The organism is Pseudomonas sp. C6002 (assembly GCF_013385805.1).
Lineage (GTDB): Bacteria > Pseudomonadota > Gammaproteobacteria > Pseudomonadales > Pseudomonadaceae > Aquipseudomonas.
The window spans coordinates 119,657-137,991 of the sequence record NZ_JACAPH010000046.1 but is presented as its reverse complement, the minus strand read 5'-3'; the positions used below and the strand labels follow the sequence as shown (position 1 = coordinate 137,991).

Genomic DNA, 18,335 nt, shown 5'->3' with positions numbered 1-18,335 from the left:
ACGGAATAATGCCCATGCTATATTCCGGGCCTTTACGCCGCGCAGCAGAGGCTTTTCGATGGTGATCAAGAAGACCGGTATCCGCGCCCAGCAAGCCGACCAGACCCGCGCGCGGATTCTCCAGGCGGCGGTCAAGGTCTTCACCCGCGACGGCTATTCCGGCGGGCGTGTGGAAAGCATCTCGCGGGAAGCCGACTCCAACGACCGCATGTTGTATTACTACTTCGGCAGCAAGGAGCACCTGTTTGTGTGTGTGCTGGAGCACACCTATGAACAGTTCAACAAGGCCGAAAGCAAGCTCAAGCTCGACCTGACTGCACCGGTGCAAGCGTTGCAGGCGCTGGTGGGGTTTATCTGGAATTACTACGTCAAGCATCCCGAGTTTGTGGCGATCCTGAGCATCGAGAACCTGCACCAGGGCAAGCATGCGAAGCAGTCGGGTGAACTGCGGCGGTTGTCCGGGGAGGCGGTTGGGGTGTTGCGGCCGATCATTGAGGCGGGCCAGGCCCAGGGGCTGTTTCGTGAAGATGTGGACATCAAGCATGTGTACTTGATGATTGCTTCGTTGTGCTACTTCTATAACTCCAACCAGCACACGCTGAGTTCGTTTTTGGGGGAGGATTTGGCGGATAAGACCCAGCAGCGGGATTGGCTGGGGTTTATCAGTGATCTGGTGTTGCGCGGGGTATGCGTGACACCGCCCATCCAACGGTAGAACCTGGATCTAAATGTGGGAGCGGGCTTGCTCGCGAATGCGGTGTATCAGTCAATATATTTGGCGACTGACGAACCGCTTTCGCGAGCAAGCCCGCTCCCACATTTTTTGACCGTGTGAATCAATGGGTACCGGGATTGGCTCGCAGGTGTGCCACGGTTTGCTCCAGGCCTTCCCACTGCGGTGCATGGGGTGCGAAGCGCCCGCGCAGGTAGGCGGCCAACTCCGCCACTTGGGTGTTCGACAAACTGTCCTTGAACGCCGGCATGTAACCCAGATCCTTGGTCGCCGGAGTGCTGATCCCTTGCAAAATCACCTTGATCAGGTTGTCCGGTTGATCGCTGTGCACATTGGTATTGGTCGCCAGTGATGGGCTGACGCCGAACAGCTTCGGGCCCTGTCCGTCGGCATGGCAGGCCTTGCATGAACCTTCGAATACCCGTCGCCCATTGGCATTGGGCACCGTCGCAGCTGCCACCACCTGCGCTTCGGCGGCGCCGCTGCCGTTCAGCGAAGCCAGGTATACCGCCATCGCGCGGATGTCGGTCTTGGGCAGTTTCGCCAGTTCAGTCACGACCGGTCCCATCGGCCCCGTTGCCACGCCATGGGCATCGGAATAACCAGTGCTCAGGTAGCTGAACAATTGGTCTTCGGTCCACGGCGTCGGCGCCTTGGACAAGCCATTCAAGGCCGGCGCTTCCCAACCGTCCACCCTGCCGCCCGCGAGGAACGCCTTGCCGCCCTTCTCCGCCCCCATCAGGTTGCGCGGCGAATGGCACGCCGCGCAGTGCCCCAAACCGTTGACCAGGTAAGCGCCACGATTCCATTGCTCGCTGCGCTGGGGCTGCACGCTGATTTCCCCACGGCGCAGGAACAGCGCATTCCAGCCGGCCATCAACGGCCGGATATTGAACGGAAACTTCATCGCATTCGGCACCGGTGCCTGGCTCACCGGCGCCTGGGACATCAGGTAGGCATACAGTGCCTGCATGTCGGCATCGTTGATATTGCGAAACGCCGTATAGGGAAACGCCGGGTACAGGTTGCGCCCGTCGCGGCCAATGCCGTCGCGCATCGCCCGCTCGAACGCCGGGTAGGACCAGTTGCCAATCCCGGTTTTCTCATCCGGGGTGATGTTGCTGCTGTAAAGGGTGCCGAACGGCGTATGCATCGCCAGCCCGCCGGCATTGGTGGCACCGCCCGGTGCCGTGTGGCACACCGCGCAATCCCCCACGGCGGCCAGCAAGCGCCCGCGCTCCAGGGTGGCCTTGGACCAGGTGCCTGCACTGGGCGGTGCAATCGGGGCAATTTCGCTGTGAAACGGCCACGCGGTAGCAGCCATGCCCAGCACCGCGCCAAAGGCGGCGAACAATGAGCCGAACAACCATTTGCGGCGCTTTTCCGGGGACTTCGCCGGCTCGCCCAGGGTGCCTGCATTCAGCGCCGCCAATACCCGCTCGGGGGTAATCGGCAGCTCGCGAAAACGGATGCCGGTGGCGTCATAGATCGCATTGGCAATCGCCGCCGCGCTGGGCACCGAGGCCGACTCACCGGCGCCCATCGGGGGCTGGTCCTGGCGCGGCATCATCAGTACGTCGATCTGCGGCACTTCCGGGAAGGTCAGGATCGGATAACCGCCCCACTCCTTGCTCGCCACGGTCGACTCTTCAAAGGTCACGCGTTCCTTGAGCACACGGCTGGTGGACTGGATCACATTGCCGTGGATCTGATGCTGCACCCCTGCGGGGTTGATCATCATCCCCGAGTCATGCCCGATCACCACCCGCGTCACCGAGACATCGCCGGTCTGCTTGTCGATGGCCACGTCCGCGACCCAGGCCGCCCACGCCGCGCCGAAGCCGGGAAACTTGCTGTGGATGTAACGCGCGTAGGCAAAGCCCCGACCACGCAGCAGGTGGTCCTCATTCGCGGTTTGCATCGGCGCGGTACGCGGTGCCCAGTTGGCGCGTTCGGCGGTGGATTTCACCAGGTCGATGGCGCGCTCGTCCTTCAGGTAACGCAGGCGGTACTCCACCGGGTCGACCCCGGCGGCAAACGCCAGTTCGTCGATATAGGATTCATGGGCGAAGGTGTTGGGCAACGCCGACACACCGCGCATCCACGAGGCGCGAACGATCGGCGCCATGTCGTTGATGGTGACGCGCATGTTCGCGATGTCGTAGGGCGGGATCGAGGTGCGGTCGCCCATCTCGAACATCGCCGCCACCGGCTCGACCCGGCCGGTCAACAGCAGCGCCAGGGTGGGCGCGCCGTTGGACGGGTAGCTGGTTTCAAAGTCATAGGCGGCGATGCTGCCGTCGGCGTTCAGGCCGCCGTCGACATCCATCAATTGCGCGGTGCCCTTGGGCTCCCACAGGTGCTCCTGTTCGCGGGTCAGTTGCACCCGCACCGGCTTGCCCACCGCACGCGACAGCAGCAAGGCGTCGGCGCATACATCATCGGCGCAGTTACGGCCGTAGCAGCCGGCGGCCTCCATGCGAATCACGTCGATGGACGCTTCCGGGCATTCCAGCAACCAGGCCAGGTCGGCCCGCAGCAGGTGCGGGTTCTGGCTGCCCGACCAGACCCGGCTGCCACCGGGCTGATAATCCGCCACGCCACAGGACGGGCCGATGGAGCCGTGCATCTGGTATGGCCATAGGTAGGTGCGCGGCATGCGCTGGCTGGCGGCGGCCAGGGCTGCGTCGACGTTGCCCTGGTCGAGCACGGTGCGGCGTACCCGCGGGTTGTCGCGGATTGCCTGCTCCACATCGCTCATGTCCGGCAGTGGGTGGTTCCAGGGTTTCCAGTGCACCTGCAGTTCCTGGGCGGCCTTGATTGCCTGCTCTTCGCGCAAGGCCACCACGCCGACAAAATCACGGATCACCACCACCGCAACAATGCCCGGGATATGGGCGATGGAAGACTCGTCGACCTTCAGCAGGCTGTTGCCGACAAAGTCACCGCAATCCAGGCCCGCATACGGTGGGCGGATCACCCGACCGTGGAGCATGTCCGGCACGCGCATGTCGTGCACGTACGTCAGTTCGCCGGTGGCCTTGCCCGGGATATCCACCCGGGCTGCGCCCTTGCCCACCAGGCGGTAATCGGCGGTGGCCTTGAGCGGTGCATCGCCGCTGATGCGCAGTTGGTCATGCTCGCCCGTCACCAGTTCGCCATAAGTGATGGTGCGCCCGTCTTCGCCGCGGATAACGCCTGCGTCGACCTTGAGACTTTGAGCATTTACGGACCAGCGTTGCGCCGCCCGCGCCAGCAGGAAACGCCGGGCTTCGGCGGCGGCATTGCGCAGCGGAATCGCGGAGATCTGCAAGGTTGCGCTGGCAATGGTCGCGCCCTGGTTCGGCGCACGCTCGGTGTCGCCCAGCACCATGCGCACCTGGTCCATGGTCAGGTCCAGTTCTTCAGCGACGATCTGCGCCAGGGAGGTGCGAATGCCGGTGCCCAGGTCCACGTGGCCGTTGAAGGCGTACACCAGCCCGTCATCGTTCACTGCGATAAACAGCCCCAGTTCCTTGGGCTTGACCGTCGGTGTGCCGCCCTTGGCCACCGGCCCCGAAGGTGGCAGCACATCGTCGACGATCAGCAGGACGCCGGCCTTGGCCAGCCATTGGTCACGGGAAGGGATTGCATCAGTCATGGTCATCGATCCACGTTCAAGGCATTTGGCGGGCGGCACGCAGCACCGCGCGGAGGATTTCGATATGGGTGCCACAGCGGCAGAGGTTGCCAGACAGTTCGCTGCGCACCTCGGCTTCGCTGGGGTTGGGATTGCGGTCGAGCAAGGCCTTGGCGGTCATGATCATGCCGTTGAGGCAGTAGCCGCACTGGGCGGCCTGTTCATCGATGAAGGCCTGCTGCACCGGGTGCGGGGTCTGGCGGGTGCCGAGGCCTTCGAGGGTGACGATGTTGCGGCCCACGGCACCCGACAGGGGGAAGACGCAGGAGCGTGCAGCCACGCCGTCGATGATCACCGTGCAGGCGCCGCACTCCCCCAGGCCGCAGCCGTATTTGGGGCCGTTGAGTTGCAGGTCATTGCGCAGGATCAACAACAGCGGGGTGTCGGCCATTGCGCTGACTTCGCTGGTGTGGCCGTTGACCTCAAGCGTTACCGTGATGTTCTGGCTGGTCATTCGCTTCGCCCGTTGGATTTGGTGAAGTGTCCACTACATCAAACAGTCAAAAAAAAGCGTCGCGTACCTGGGGTCTCGCGACACACTTGACGGGTGAAGTGGTTACTACATCAACGTAGAGCAAAAACGGTGCCAGAAGATGGATGAATAGCTGTGGCGAGGGAGCTTGCTCCCGCTGGGTTGCGAAGCGACCCCAAAAGATGGGCCTGCCGCGCAGTCCGGCGGGAGCAAGCTTCCTCACCACAGGGGATCGGGGTCAGGTTTGGGGGTCTTCGATCATTTTGCGTAGCAGGAAGAGTACGGCGACGCGTTCGGCGGGGTTGAGGTTGCTCAGGGTCAGTTCGGTGATGGTGGCGGCGCAGGGCACGGTTTGCTGCACAAGGGCGGCGCCGGAGTCGGATAGGTTGACCACGACTTTGCGTTTGTCCTGCGGGTCGGGTTCGAGGGTGATCAGTTCGCGGGCCTTGAGGCGTTCGACGATGCCACGGATGGTCGCCTGGTCGACGGCGGTGGCCTTGACCAGTTCGGTGAGCGAACTTGCACCGTGATCGCGCAGGGCGCACAGGGTGACGAACTGCACGGCGGTGAGCTGGGAGTCGCCGACGTTCTGCTGGAAGATTGCCAGGTGACGCTGGTAGGCCTTGCGCAGCAGGTGGCCGACTTGCTCGGAGAAAACGTAGGAATCAGGCACGGCGGGCTCGGGAAGGCGGTGGTCGATGGGGTGGCATGATGGCGGGGTTGTGGAAATGACTCAAGGATCTCATTGCCGGAACGCGGTTGAAATGTGGGAGCGGGCTTGCTCGCGAATGCGGTGTGTCAGGTGGCGCATGTGTGACTGACGTACCGCATTCGCGAGCAAGCCCGCTCCCACATTGGATTTTTAGTGGGCCAGGGAGGCTTGAGGGGCTACGACGTCGCCGGCGATGACTACGGCCTCATCATCGAGGTAGACGTCGCAATTGCGCAGCGGGATGTCCATGTGGCACGGGGTCTTGCGGGTGCCGCCGACTTCGGTGTTCGGGCCGGTGGAGAACAGGAAGTTGCCGTAGAACGCGCGGGCGTCCATGCACATGCCGTCGTTCTTGTCGTGCAGGCCCATGGCCGTCCATTGCGCCCGTGGCTGCAGGCCCCAGCCGATGTGGGAGATGCCATATACCTCGGGGTCGTTGAAGTATTTCATGTAGTCGCGCAGGTATTCGGCCTCGAAACCACCGTGGATTCTGGTGATGAAGCCCTTCTCGATCTCCAGGGTGATTTTCTCCCGGGTGTAGGTCTTGAACGGCAGCAGGATGTCGCCGATATCCAGCACCAGCACGCCCTCTGCAGTTTCCTCATTGGGCCAGGAGAACAGGAAGCCGCTCGGCCAGTGGTCCCAGCGTCCCGGTTCGTCGGCAAAGCCGTATTCGGTGACGGACGGGTATTGCCCCAGCGCCGCCCGGAAATCACTGCCGGCGCGGGATTTGACGTGGATCGAGCGAGCTTTTTTCAGCAGTTCTTCAGCGGCCAGCACGCGCACTTTGTCCTCTTCGGTCGGCAGCATGCGCGCCAGCACTTCCGGGGGTTCAACCGCCAGCAGGATGCGCGTGCCGGTCTTGAGGATCTGTTCCTGCTCCGGCGAGTGCAACAGCATCATGGTGTCGACGATCAGGTCTGCCGCTTCCAGCGCCCGCTGCGCCGCGATATTGCCGGTCAGGGCAGTGTCGCCACAGTAGGCGGTCATGTCATTGCCCATCGCCCGGGGATGGTTGAACGACGGCAACTCCACCGCATACACCTTGGCCCCCAGGCGCTGCGCCGCGTCCATCGCGGCGCGCACGGTGCGCGGGTCGGAGTAATGGCTCTTGAGCACGGCGACGCTCTGGGTCGGGTCGACCTTCGAGAGCTTCAACACATGCTCAAACATCTGGGTCAGTTCGCAATCACTTACCGGCATTTCCTGTCTCCTCAGCTGCTGCACCAAGATCTTGCAGGGCGCTTCACTCTAGTGCGTTTTTATAGCGTATACGCCAATTAATCACGATAAGAACTGATTTCATCCTGGACTGCAAGCACCACGCCAAAACGTTACGAATCCACACAAGCCCAGTTATATATGGAGATAACCGGTTACAAGGGATCGATATGGCCAAAAAAACAATTTTTCAGGCGTGGGCTTTTCATTTGAAAAAATGAGCGTATACACTTTAAAAGCCTTGCGGACAGACGCCGCCGGCCATTATTCGAAAAAGAGGACCACGCCCCATGGGAAGCACACAAAAAATCGCAATCGTCGGCGCCGGCCTTGGCGGTGCCGCCGCTGCCACCCTGCTGCAACAGGCAGGGTTCGACGTGGACATCTACGAGCAGGCGCCGGAGTTTTCCCGCCTGGGTGCCGGGATCCACATGGGCCCCAACATCATGAAAATCTTCCGCCGCATGGGCATCGAAAAACAGCTGGATCTGATGGGTTCGCACCCCGAGCACTGGTTCAGCCGCGATGGTGAAACCGGCGACTACCTGTCACGCATTCCCCTGACTGGCTACGGCGCGTCCTACATCACCGTGCACCGCGGCGATCTGCATGCGCTGCAGATGTCCACCCTCAAGCCCGGCACCCTGCACTTCAACAAGCGCCTGGAAACCCTTGAAGAAACCGATACCCAGGTGCGCCTGACTTTCGCCGACGGCGAGGTAACCTACGCCGACATCGTGATCGGTGCCGACGGCATCAACTCGCGCATTCGTGAAGAGCTGCTGGGTGCCGAAAAACCGCTGTACAGCGGCTGGGTCGCGCACCGTGCGCTGATCCGTGGCGACCAGTTGGCCAAGTACGACCTGAAGTTCGAAGACTGCATCAAGTGGTGGACCGAGGACCGGCACATGATGGTCTACTACACCACCGGCAAGCGCGACGAGTACTACTACGTCACCGGCGTGCCGCACCCGGAATGGGACTTCCAGGGCGCCTTCGTCGACAGCAGCCGGGAGGAGATGTTCGACGCCTTCAAGGGCTACCACCCGACCGTCCAGGCCCTGATCGAATCCACCGAAAGCGTGACCAAATGGCCGTTGCGCAACCGCAACCCGCTGCCGTTGTGGAGCCGTGGTCGCCTGGTATTGCTGGGCGATGCCTGCCACCCGATGAAACCCCATATGGCTCAGGGCGCCGGCATGGCCATCGAAGACGCCGCGATGCTGACGCGCTGCCTGCAGGAAACAGGGATCGGCGACTACCGCACCGCGTTCGAGCTGTATGAAGCCAACCGCAAGGAACGCGCGTCCCGGGTGCAGGCCGTGTCCAACGCCAACACCTGGCTGCGCACCCAGGAAGATCCGGACTGGGTCTACGGCTATGACCTCTACGCCCAGCAACTGAAATCGGGGGTGGCGGCGTGAGCAGCTTTCTCTATGGCGGCAACGTCCAGGCCAATGGTATCCGCCAGCATTACCTGCGTTACGGCGGCAAGGGCCCGGCACTGATCCTGATTCCCGGCATCACCAGCCCGGCGATTACCTGGGGTTTTGTCGCCGAACGCCTGGGTTTGCACTTCGACACCTACGTGCTGGACGTGCGCGGTCGCGGCCTGTCGTCCACCGGCCCGGAGCTGGACTACAGCGCCGACACCTGCGCCGATGACATTGGCGCGTTTGCCGACGCCCTGAAGCTCGACAGCTATCACCTGGTCGGCCATTCCATGGGCGCGCGGTTTGCCGTACGCAGTGCGGTGCGCCATCCACAAGGTGTCAACCGCGTGGTGTTGATCGACCCGCCGATGTCCGGACCGGGTCGCCGCGAATACCCAAGCAAACTGCCGTGGTACGTCGATTCGATTCGTCAATCCCAGGTCGGCATGGATGCAGAGGCGATGCGCGCCTTCTGCGCCACCTGGACCGACGAACAACTGCAACTGCGCGCCGAATGGCTGCACACCTGCTACGAGCCGGCCATCGTTCGCGCCTTCAACGACTTCCATACCGTCGATTTCCATCAGGACCTGCCCCACCTGGGGGCTCCTGCCCTGCTGATTGTTGCCGGACGCGGCGGTGTAATTCAGGCCGAAGATGTCGCGGAAGTCCGACAGTTACAGCCGACCCTACAGGTCGCCCATGTGCCAAATGCAGGACACATGATCCCCTGGGATGACCTTGAAGGCTTTTTCGCTGCCTTCGGCGACTTCCTCGGCCAGCCCCTGACTGCATAACGGAGACCATCATGCTCAAGCCTTATCGCATCGGCCAGATTGTGCCGAGCTCCAACACCACCATGGAAACCGAGATCCCGGCGATGCTTAACGCGCGCCAGGCGATCCGCCCGGAACGTTTCACCTTTCACTCCAGCCGCATGCGCATGAAGCAAGTGCGCAAGGAAGAACTGGCGGCCATGGACGGTGAGTCCGACCGTTGCGCCATCGAACTGTCCGACGCCAAGGTCGACGTGCTGGGCTACGCCTGCCTGGTAGCGATCATGGCCATGGGGCTGGGTTACCACCGCAAGTCCGAGCAACGCCTGCGCAAGGCCACCGCCGACAACGACGCCAACGCCCCGGTGATCACCAGCGCCGGCGCCCTGATCGAAGGCTTGAAAGTCATGGGCGCAAAACGCATCGCCATTGTTGCGCCGTACATGAAACCGCTGACCGAACTGGTGGTGAACTACATCCGCGAAGAAGGCTTTGAAGTGGTGGACTGGCGCGCCCTGGAAATCCCCGACAACCTCGAAGTGGCCCGCCACGACCCGGCCAACCTGCCGGCGATTGTTGCCGGGATGAACCTGGAAGGTGTCGACGTAATCGTACTGTCGGCCTGCGTACAAATGCAGTCCCTGCCCGTGGTCGCGAAGGTCGAAGCCCAGACCGGCCTGCCGGTGCTCACCGCCGCCATCGCCACCACCTACGCCATGCTCAAGGCCCTGGACCTGGAACCCATCGTCCCCGGCGCCGGCGCCCTGCTCTCCGGCGCCTACTAAAAACGCTTTTGTGGCGAGGGAGCTTGCTCCCGCTGGGGTGCGAAGCGCCCCCAAAAAAAACAGGCCTGCTACGCAGCCCAACGGGAGCAAGCTCCCTCGCCACAAGGTTATGTGCACTGTCCATTACCGAGGACTGAAAGATGAGCGAACAATCCGCCGACGCCAACTACCAGGGCGTCTGGGGTAACCGAATCGGCTTCGGCAAAAAATCCGCCCTGCTGATGATCGACTTCATGCAAGGCTATACCACCGAAGGCGCGCCACTGTTTGCCCCCGAAGTGCGCATCGCCGTGGCCGAAAGCGTCGAGCTGCTGGCCTGCGCCAGGCGTCACGGAATCAGCGTGGTGCACACCAATATCCGTTACCATCCGGGCCATTTCGCCGACGGCGGTATCTGGGTAAAAAAGGCCCCGGTGATGAAAGACATGGTCGAGGGCAACCCCCTCGCCGCGTTCTGCACCGAGGTCTTGCCCCTGGCCAATGAAGTGGTCATCACCAAACAATACGCCAGCGCGTTTTTCGGCAGCAGCCTGGCCCCGATGCTGCACGCCCAGGGCATCGACACCGTGGTGCTCGCCGGCTGTTCCACCAGCGGCTGCATCCGGGCCACCGCAGTGGATGCGGTGCAACACGGGTTTCGTACCATCGTCGTGCGCGAATGCGTCGGCGACCGCCACCCGGCGCCCCATGAAGCCAACTTGTTCGATATCGACAGCAAGTACGGCGACGTGGTGAGCAAGCAGGAGGCGATGAGCAAGTTCAAGGAGCAGTAACGCGTCAACAGGAACCACGACAAAGAGCGTGGTCCGGAAAAAACTGAGCGCCCACGCTGGAATGCAGTCGAATGTGGGAGCAAGCCCGCTCCCACACTTGATCACCTCCAACAGGGCCACCTCAGTCTTCTGTCACTGCCTTTGGAAGTCGCTTTCACAGCACTCCGAAGTGCTGAAAAAGCGGCCGTATAAAAACCATAAGTCACCGCCAGGAGACACCCCAATGCCCATTGCGAATGCAGCGCCCGCGACTACGGTCGCCGATCCGGTCCACACGCTCTACCACAAGATCACCTGGAAGCTGATTCCGTTCCTGTGTTTCTGCTACCTCGCGGCCTACCTGGACCGCATCAATATCGGCTTCGCCAAACTGCAGATGCTCGACCAGCTGCACTTCAGCGAAACCGCGTTCGGCCTCGGTGCCGGGCTGTTTTTTGTCGGCTACATCATCTTCGAAGTCCCCAGCAACCTGATCCTGGAAAAGGTCGGGGCGAAGATCTGGATCGCCCGCATCATGATCACCTGGGGCCTGCTTTCGGCCTGCACCATGCTGGTCACCTCCACCACCCAGTTCTACATCCTGCGGTTCCTGCTGGGTGCGGCCGAAGCCGGGTTTCTACCGGGCGTGCTGTATTACCTGACCACCTGGTTTCCCACCCATCGCCGGGGGCGGATCATCGCCCTGTTCATGATCGGCCTGCCGCTGTCCAGCGTGATCGGCGGCCCGTTGTCGGGCTGGATCATGGGCCACTTCGACAACATGGCCGGCCTGCGCGGCTGGCAGTGGCTGTTCCTGATCGAAGCAGTGCCCAGCGTGCTGCTCGGTGTGTGGACCTTCTGGGCGCTGCCCAATACCTATCAGCAAGCCAAGTGGCTGTCGCCGGAAGAAAAAACCCTGCTGGAAAGCGAACTGCGCAAGGACGACGCCGACGGTGCCGCCAGCAAACACAGCTTCCGCGACGGCTTCTTCAACCTCAAGGTGTGGATGCTCGGCGGTATCGACTTCTCGATCCTGCTCAGTGCCTATGCCATGGGGTTCTGGATGCCCACATTCATCCGCAACGCCGGGATTACCGACACTTTCCACATCGGCATCCTCACGGCCCTGCCCAGCGTGGCGGCCCTCTTGGGCATGCTGCTGATCGGCGCCAGCTCCGACAAACACCGCGAACGCCGCTGGCACATCATCGTGCCGTTCTTCATCGGCGCGGCGGCGATGGCTACCAGTACGTTCTTCACCCATAACGTGGTCGCCACCGTGGCGCTGTTTGCGATTGCCTCGGCGGCGATCATCGGTGCGGTGCCGGTGTTTTTCAGCCTGCCGGCGACCTTCCTGAAAGGCACCGCAGCGGCCACCGGCTTTGCCCTGGCCTGCTCGCTGGCGAACATCGCGGGCCTGGTGAGCAACTCGCTGATGGGCGTGGCGATTGACGTCACCGGCAGCAGCGCGGGGGCCTTGTGGTTTTTTGCCGGCTGCCTGATTCTCAGCAGCTTCCTGGTGATCGCCTTGCCGGCGAAGCTGGTAAACCGTTAACAACAATTTTTCGGGTGAGTCTCCATGCAAGGTTTCATCAAGCGCTGTGCCCTGCTTGTCGCCGTGGGCCTGTGTGCCGGTACGGCGCAGGCCGCAGAAAAGGTCATCTTCGACACCGACTTCAACGTGCTCAACGATGACGGCCAGGCCTTTATCATGCTCGCCCAGCTGCACGGGCAAAAACGCATCGACCTGCTGGGCATGACCCTGGTCAGCGGCAACGCCTGGGTCGACCAGGAACAGGTCGACGCCCTCAAGGCGGTGGAACGCATGGGTGTGGAGAAGGAAGTCGGCGTGTATTCCGGCGCCGCCTACCCGCTGCTGCATGACTACGCCACCTATGAGGCGGAAAAAGCCCTGTTCGGTTCCGGCTGGCCGGGTGCGTTCAAGAACCCGCGGCCAACCAGTGCCTCACAACTGGTCGCGCCACCGGACGGCCTGGCGACCCACACCAGGCTGCGCAAGGAAACCGCCGCCCAGTTCATCGTCGACAGCGTACGGGCCAACCCCCACGAGGTAACGATCCTGGCGGTCGGCCCACTGACCAACATTGCCCTGGCGATTCGCTCGGCCCCGGACATCGTGCCGCTGATCAAGCGCATCGTGTACATGGGCGGCGCGCTGGAGATTCCGGGCAACACCACGCCGGCGGCGGAGTTCAACTGGTGGTTCGACCCGGAGGCGGCGAAGATCGTGTTGCGCTCGCCCATCGAACACGTGATTTTTCCCAACGATGTCTGTGAGAAAGTCACCTTCGACAAGTCGGTGTATGAGCGGGTGATCGCACACAAAGGCCCGATTGCCGACCTGTACAAGCACGAGTTCGGGCCACTGTTCGCCAAGGACCCGGCTTACCACAGCTTCACCTGGGACAGCCTGCCGGCACTGTTTCTCGTGAACCCGGGGATCGTCACCGAATCCCGCGAGCTGTGGGTGGACGTGGACGCCACCTTCGGCGCCGACTACGGCCGGGCACTGGGCTACAAGAAAGGCGCGCCGGTCGGCACGCAAAAGGCCAAGGTGGTCTTCGCGGTGGACCAGAAGCAGTTCTGGGACGGTTATGTAGGGTTGGTGACGCTGCCGACGCCGGTCAACATCTTCCGCTGAGTGCGCCGGAACTTGAGGGGCTGTGGTTTAATTGCGCGCCTTTGCCCAGCCCTTCAAGGAATCCGTTGTCGATGAATCAGCCCGCCACCAAAGTCCTGGTCATTGGCTACGTCTGGCCAGAGCCTCGCTCCTCGGCGGCCAGCGGGCACATGATGCAGATTCTGGAGAGTTTCCTGGCCCAAGGCTGGGACATCACCTTCAGCAGCCCGGCGGTCACCGGCGAACACAAGGCCGACCTGCCCGCCCTGGGCATTCGCGAATGCGCGATCGAGTTGAATAACAGCAGTTTCGACGCGTTTATCCAGCAATTGGCTCCGGATATCGTGCTGTTCGACCGTTTCATGATGGAAGAACAGTTCGGCTGGCGCGTGGAAAAATCCTGCCCGAATGCTCTTCGGGTGCTGGAAGCATCCGACCTGCAAAGCCTGCGGGATGCCCGCCACCAGCGCCTCAAGGATTTCCTGAAGGCGCACCCCGAAGCTGATGACTTCGACGCGCTGTTCAGCCGGGACCTGGCCGCCGAATTCGATGACATGGCCGATACCGACCTGGCCAAGCGCGAGATCGCCGCGATCTACCGCTGCGACATCAGCCTGATGATCTCCGACGTGGAAATCCAGTTGCTGACCGAACACTTCAAGGTGCCCGCTGCCCTGCTCCACTGGTGCCCGCTGATGCTGGCGCCGCCCACCGAAGCCTTTGCCCCCTTTGAGGACCGTGCCCACTTCCTGAGCATCGGCAATTTCCGCCATGCGCCGAACTGGGATGCGGTGTTGTGGATGAAGAACAGTGTGTGGCCGCTGATCCGCCAGCAATTGCCCGGCGCTCAACTTCACGTGTACGGCGCCTATACGCCACCCAAGGCCACCGCGCTGCACAACCCGGCCCAGGGCTTCCACTTGATGAATTGGGCCGAGGATGCATTGCAGGTCATGAGCGCTGCGCGTATCTGCCTGGCGCCACTGCGCTTTGGTGCCGGGATCAAGGGCAAGCTGGCCGACGCGATGCTCTGCGGCACACCCAGCGTTACCACACCGATTGGCGCCGAAGCCATGGGCGAACCGTGGCCCGGCGTGGTCGAACACAGCGCCAGTGCACTGGCGGCTGCGGCGGTTGCGTTGTATCAAGACCCGCCACGCTGGACCCAGGCCCAGGAAGATGGCCGGCAGTTACTGGCCCGCCGTTACGCCCACGACCTCCACGGCCCGGCCCTGGTGGAGCGCCTGGAGCAGTGCCGCCGCCAGTTGGCCGAGCACCGTCGGAACAATTTCACCGGCAGCATGCTGCGCCACCACCTGCACAAAAGTACCCAGTACATGGCGCAGTGGATCGAGGCGAAAAACCGTACGCTGTAGACACAGACGCTGGCGAGGTGGCGCGCAAGGGGGCATTATCCTTTTCGCAACCACAATAAAGCGACTGCAGCATGACCCGAGCAGCGAGAATCACCGATCCTTCCTACGAGCTGATGGACGATCACAACGGTCTGTCCATCATCTATCGCCAACACGGCTTCCCGTGCCCGTTGGTGCGCTGGCATTTCCACAAGGAATACGAGCTGCACCTGATCGTTGCCAGCTCCGGCAAGGTGTTTATCGGCGACTACATCGGCAACTTCTACCCGGAAAGCCTGTTCCTCACCGGCCCCAACCTGCCCCACAACTGGATCAGCCAGGTGGCCGAGGACGAAGTGGTGCCCAAGCGCGACATGCTGGTGAACTTCACCGACGAGCTGTTCGACGGCGGCAGCCATGTCTTTGCCGAGCTCAAGACCCTGGCGCCACTACTGGAACGGGCGCAATACGGCATCGAATTTCGCTGCAAGAAGACCATCGCCCAGGCCATGACCCTGATGCAGCGCATCGAGGACGCCCAGGGCATGGCGCGCCTGGGGCACTTCTTTATCCTGATGGAAGTGCTGAGTGCCTGCGAGGACTACCAGCTGCTCTCCGGCGTGACCACGCCGCAATTGGCGGACGAACACAGCATCGACCGCACCAACCGCGCGGTGGACTACATTTTTGCCCACTACGCGCGGGAGCTGTCCCTGGAAGAGGTGGCCGAATACCTCGGCATGAAACCCACCTATTTCTCCCGCGTGTTCAAACAAGCCACCGGCCGCACCTTCATCGAATTCGTCAACCGCCTGCGCATCAGCAAGTCCTGCGAGCTGCTGGCCGATGGTGACAAAGCCGTGACCGATGTGTGCTTCGAGTCAGGCTTCAACAACATCTCCAATTTCAACCGCCGCTTCCAGCAGCTCAAGGGCATGACCCCCTCGCACTACCGGCGCCTGGCGGTGCAGCGCTTGACCGAGCAGAACCTCGCCTGAAAACGCGCGTTCCTGTGGGAACCCGCTTGTGTGGGAGCGGGCTTGCTCGCGAATGCAGTGTGTCAGGCAGCGCAAATGTCGGCTGATTCACCGCCTTCGCGAGCAAGCCCGCTCCCACATTTGCATCGCGCTCACGCAGGAAGCCGATCGCTCCCAGCGAATCGTTTCAGCAATTTTCCGCCTCAGTGCAAAAAAGTATCAGTAAAAGTGCTCCCAAGGATTTGTCAGCACGTCAATTGAAGGCTGTAATCAACGCACACTCTTCCAGCTGTCGTGGAAGACACAACAACAATAACTGTCCTTCTGCAGCCCCTGGGCGCAGAAATGGAGTGCGCGATGAAGTTCACAGCCAAAGCTCTGCTTGCCTGCACCTGCATGACCCTCAGCGCCGTCAGTCTTGGCGCGCAAACCCTGACCATTGCCACCGTCAACAACAGCGACATGATCCGCATGCAAAAGCTCTCGAAAACCTTCGAGACCGAGCATCCGGAGATCAAGCTGAACTGGGTGGTACTCGAAGAAAACGTCCTGCGCCAACGCCTCACCACCGACATCGCCACCCAGGGCGGACAGTTCGACGTGTTGACCATCGGCATGTACGAAGCTGCACTCTGGGGCGCCAAAGGCTGGCTGGAACCGATGAAGGACCTGCCTGCTTCCTACGACCTGGACGACGTTTTCCCTTCCGTGCGTGACGGCCTTTCCGTCAAGGGCTCGCTGTACGCCCTGCCGTTCTACGCCGAAAGCTCCATCACCTACTATCGCACCGACCTGTTCAAGGACGCCGGGCTGACCATGCCCGAGCACCCGACCTGGACCCAGATTGGCGAATTCGCCGCCAAACTCACCAACAAGGACAAGGAACAGTACGGCCTGTGCCTGCGGGGCAAAGCCGGTTGGGGCGAGAACATGGCGCTGATCACCACCCTGGCCAACGGCTACGGTGCACGCTGGTTCGATGAGAAGTGGCAACCGGAATTCAACGGGCCAGAGTGGAAAGACGCACTGAACTTCTACGTCGACAACATGAAGAAATCCGGCCCGCCGGGCGCTTCCAGCAACGGTTTCAACGAAAACCTGGCGCTGTTCAACAGCGGCAAGTGTGCGATCTGGGTCGACGCCAGCGTCGCCGGCTCGTTCGTGACCGACAAGACCCAAAGCAAAGTGGCTGACCACGTCGGCTTCACCTTTGCCCCCCACGAGAAGACCGACAAAGGTACTTCGTGGCTGTACTCCTGGTCCCTGGGGATTCCAACCAGTTCCAAAGCCAAGGACGCTGCCAAGGTGTTCACCACCTGGGCCACTTCCAAGGAATACAGCCAGTTGGTCGCCAAGACCGACGGGATTGCCAACGTACCGCCAGGTACCCGCAAATCGACCTACAGCGACGAATACATGAAGGCCGCGCCGTTTGCCAAGGTGACGCTGGAATCGCTGAAAGTCGCCGACCCGAAAGACCCGTCGGCCAAGCCGGTGCCGTATGTGGGCATCCAGCTGGTGACCATTCCTGAATTCCAGGCGATTGGTACCCAGGTCGGCAAGTTCTTCTCCAGCGCACTGACCGGTGGCTCCACCGCCGAAAAAGCCCTGGCGGATGCACAGACCTTCACCGAACGCGAAATGAAGCGGGCCGGTTATCCCAAGTAAAGCGGTCTCACCACCGTAAATGCTTTATGTGGGAGGCTCTTGGTGGGAGCTGGCTTGCCTGCGATGCAGACACCTCGGTCTGTCAGTTAAACCGGGGGGATGCCATCGCAGGCAAGCCAGCTCCCACACAAGCCAGCTCCCACATTGGCCGCGCTTCGACTCTCGCTCTGCATGTACCTGACTGGTCCTGATCACCATGAATACCACCACTGCCCAAGTGCAAACCGCTACGCCGGACAAGCCGCGTAAAAGCCGCCTGATCAACCCCGGCTGGTTCCTCGTCAGCCCCTCGGTGGCCTTGTTGCTGCTGTGGATGATCGTGCCGCTGGGCATGACCCTGTACTTCTCGCTGATTCGCTACAACCTGCTCTACCCCGGCGAAAACCAGTTCGTGGGGCTGGAGAACTTCACCTACTTCATCACCGACTCGGGCTTCTTGCCCGGCGCCACCAACACCCTGTTGCTGGTAGGCAGCGTCTTGCTGATCAGCGTGGTGTTTGGCGTACTGATCAGCGCCCTGCTGGAAGCCAGCGAGTTCTTCGGTCGCGGCCTGGTGCGGGTGTTGCTGATTTCACCGTTCTTCATCATGCCCACCGTCGGTGCGCTGATCTGGAAGAACCTGATTTTCCATCCGGTGTCGGGGATCCTCGCCTACGTGTGGAAGCTGTTCGGCGCCCAGCCGGTGGACTGGCTGGCCCATTACCCGTTGCTGTCGATCATTATCATCGTGTCCTGGCAGTGGTTGCCCTTCGCGATCCTGCTGCTGATGACCGCCATGCAGTCCCTCGACCAGGAACAGAAGGAAGCCGCCCGCCTCGACGGTGCCGGCGCCATCGCGATCTTCTGGCACCTGACCCTGCCGCACCTGGCGCGCCCGATTGCCGTGGTGGTGATGATCGAAACCATCTTCCTGCTCTCGGTGTTCGCCGAAATCTTCACCACCACCAACGGTGGCCCCGGCTACGCCTCGACCAACCTCGCCTACCTGATCTACAACCAGGCGCTGGTGCAGTTCGACGTGGGCATGGCCTCGGCCGGCGGCTTGATTGCCGTGGTCATCGCCAATATCGCGGCGATCATCCTGGTGCGGATGATCGGCAAAAACCTGACTGACAAGCCTTGAGGGCCGCG

General features: G+C 61.9%; 15 protein-coding genes. 11 read left to right on the top strand and 4 right to left on the bottom strand.

Translation table 11 applies throughout. From position 1 onward, the window contains the following. The first annotated feature begins 58 nt into the window (after positions 1–58). Positions 59–715, top strand: coding sequence for a TetR/AcrR family transcriptional regulator (locus HX817_RS30085; RefSeq protein WP_003215344.1), 657 nt, complete (start codon positions 59–61; stop codon positions 713–715). Positions 716–836: 121 nt separating this feature from the next. Here the strand turns inward: HX817_RS30085 and HX817_RS30080 are convergent, their stop codons facing one another. From HX817_RS30080 to HX817_RS30065, 4 genes are all read right to left on the bottom strand, one after another. Continuing rightward, positions 837–4,373 (bottom strand): molybdopterin cofactor-binding domain-containing protein, encoded by a 3,537-nt coding sequence (locus tag HX817_RS30080; RefSeq protein WP_177042248.1) that lies wholly within the window; start codon positions 4,371–4,373, stop codon positions 837–839. A gap of 16 nt (positions 4,374–4,389) precedes the next feature. Next, complete coding sequence (locus HX817_RS30075) at positions 4,390–4,866, bottom strand: (2Fe-2S)-binding protein (RefSeq protein WP_087692683.1); 477 nt, start codon at positions 4,864–4,866, stop codon at positions 4,390–4,392. Positions 4,867–5,122: 256 nt separating this feature from the next. Then, complete coding sequence (locus tag HX817_RS30070; RefSeq protein WP_003215338.1) at positions 5,123–5,557, bottom strand: MarR family winged helix-turn-helix transcriptional regulator; 435 nt, start codon at positions 5,555–5,557, stop codon at positions 5,123–5,125. Between the two features lie 189 nt (positions 5,558–5,746). Beyond that, positions 5,747–6,799: a 2,5-dihydroxypyridine 5,6-dioxygenase gene (locus tag HX817_RS30065; RefSeq protein ID WP_177042246.1), complete on the bottom strand. Its 1,053-nt coding sequence runs from the start codon at positions 6,797–6,799 to the stop codon at positions 5,747–5,749. 308 nt (positions 6,800–7,107) lie between these two features. Between HX817_RS30065 and HX817_RS30060 the strand changes: the two genes are divergently transcribed. The 10 genes from HX817_RS30060 (at position 7,108) to HX817_RS30015 (ending at position 18,327) form a co-directional block, all read left to right on the top strand. Beyond that, the gene (locus tag HX817_RS30060; protein ID WP_003215332.1) at positions 7,108–8,241 is read left to right on the top strand and encodes an FAD-dependent monooxygenase; all 1,134 of its coding nucleotides are present in this window, start codon (positions 7,108–7,110) and stop codon (positions 8,239–8,241) included. Then, positions 8,238–9,047, top strand: a complete 810-nt coding sequence (locus tag HX817_RS30055; RefSeq protein WP_177019833.1) for an alpha/beta fold hydrolase — start codon at positions 8,238–8,240, stop codon at positions 9,045–9,047. Before HX817_RS30060 ends, HX817_RS30055 begins: the two co-directional genes overlap by 4 nt. 11 nt (positions 9,048–9,058) lie before the next feature. Next, positions 9,059–9,811 carry a hypothetical protein gene (locus tag HX817_RS30050; RefSeq protein WP_003215329.1) on the top strand — a complete coding sequence of 251 codons (753 nt, stop codon included), beginning with the start codon at positions 9,059–9,061 and terminating at the stop codon, positions 9,809–9,811. 140 nt (positions 9,812–9,951) lie between these two features. Next, entirely contained in the window at positions 9,952–10,584 is a 633-nt protein-coding gene (locus HX817_RS30045) for an N-carbamoylsarcosine amidohydrolase (RefSeq protein ID WP_003215327.1), read from the top strand. A 223-nt stretch (positions 10,585–10,807) separates the two neighbouring features. Beyond that, positions 10,808–12,118, top strand: coding sequence for an MFS transporter (locus tag HX817_RS30040; protein ID WP_102606104.1), 1,311 nt, complete (start codon positions 10,808–10,810; stop codon positions 12,116–12,118). 24 nt (positions 12,119–12,142) lie between these two features. Continuing rightward, complete coding sequence (locus HX817_RS30035) at positions 12,143–13,225, top strand: nucleoside hydrolase (protein WP_008436139.1); 1,083 nt, start codon at positions 12,143–12,145, stop codon at positions 13,223–13,225. 71 nt (positions 13,226–13,296) lie between these two features. Beyond that, on the top strand, positions 13,297–14,580 hold the full coding sequence (locus tag HX817_RS30030; protein WP_177042244.1) for a glycosyltransferase: 1,284 nt from the start codon (positions 13,297–13,299) through the stop codon (positions 14,578–14,580). A gap of 71 nt (positions 14,581–14,651) precedes the next feature. Then, positions 14,652–15,557 (top strand): AraC family transcriptional regulator, encoded by a 906-nt coding sequence (locus tag HX817_RS30025; RefSeq protein ID WP_003215319.1) that lies wholly within the window; start codon positions 14,652–14,654, stop codon positions 15,555–15,557. Positions 15,558–15,893: 336 nt separating this feature from the next. After that, the gene (locus HX817_RS30020; protein WP_003215317.1) at positions 15,894–17,204 is read left to right on the top strand and encodes a sugar ABC transporter substrate-binding protein; all 1,311 of its coding nucleotides are present in this window, start codon (positions 15,894–15,896) and stop codon (positions 17,202–17,204) included. Between the two features lie 196 nt (positions 17,205–17,400). Continuing rightward, positions 17,401–18,327, top strand: coding sequence for a carbohydrate ABC transporter permease (locus tag HX817_RS30015; RefSeq protein ID WP_003215314.1), 927 nt, complete (start codon positions 17,401–17,403; stop codon positions 18,325–18,327). Positions 18,328–18,335 lie beyond the last annotated feature (8 nt).

Excerpts from the sequence above, each read along its gene's own strand:
- HX817_RS30085 (WP_003215344.1), top strand. The coding sequence starts at position 59 with ATGGTGATCAAGAAGACCGGTATCCGCGCCCAGCAAGCCGACCAGACC.
- HX817_RS30080 (WP_177042248.1), bottom strand. The coding sequence starts at position 4,373 with ATGACTGATGCAATCCCTTCCCGTGACCAATGGCTGGCCAAGGCCGGC.
- HX817_RS30075 (WP_087692683.1), bottom strand. The coding sequence starts at position 4,866 with ATGACCAGCCAGAACATCACGGTAACGCTTGAGGTCAACGGCCACACC.
- HX817_RS30065 (WP_177042246.1), bottom strand. The coding sequence starts at position 6,799 with ATGCCGGTAAGTGATTGCGAACTGACCCAGATGTTTGAGCATGTGTTG.
- HX817_RS30060 (WP_003215332.1), top strand. The coding sequence starts at position 7,108 with ATGGGAAGCACACAAAAAATCGCAATCGTCGGCGCCGGCCTTGGCGGT.
- HX817_RS30050 (WP_003215329.1), top strand. The coding sequence starts at position 9,059 with ATGCTCAAGCCTTATCGCATCGGCCAGATTGTGCCGAGCTCCAACACC.
- HX817_RS30045 (WP_003215327.1), top strand. The coding sequence starts at position 9,952 with ATGAGCGAACAATCCGCCGACGCCAACTACCAGGGCGTCTGGGGTAAC.
- HX817_RS30040 (WP_102606104.1), top strand. The coding sequence starts at position 10,808 with ATGCCCATTGCGAATGCAGCGCCCGCGACTACGGTCGCCGATCCGGTC.
- HX817_RS30035 (WP_008436139.1), top strand. The coding sequence starts at position 12,143 with ATGCAAGGTTTCATCAAGCGCTGTGCCCTGCTTGTCGCCGTGGGCCTG.
- HX817_RS30030 (WP_177042244.1), top strand. The coding sequence starts at position 13,297 with ATGAATCAGCCCGCCACCAAAGTCCTGGTCATTGGCTACGTCTGGCCA.
- HX817_RS30025 (WP_003215319.1), top strand. The coding sequence starts at position 14,652 with ATGACCCGAGCAGCGAGAATCACCGATCCTTCCTACGAGCTGATGGAC.
- HX817_RS30020 (WP_003215317.1), top strand. The coding sequence starts at position 15,894 with ATGAAGTTCACAGCCAAAGCTCTGCTTGCCTGCACCTGCATGACCCTC.
- HX817_RS30015 (WP_003215314.1), top strand. The coding sequence starts at position 17,401 with ATGAATACCACCACTGCCCAAGTGCAAACCGCTACGCCGGACAAGCCG.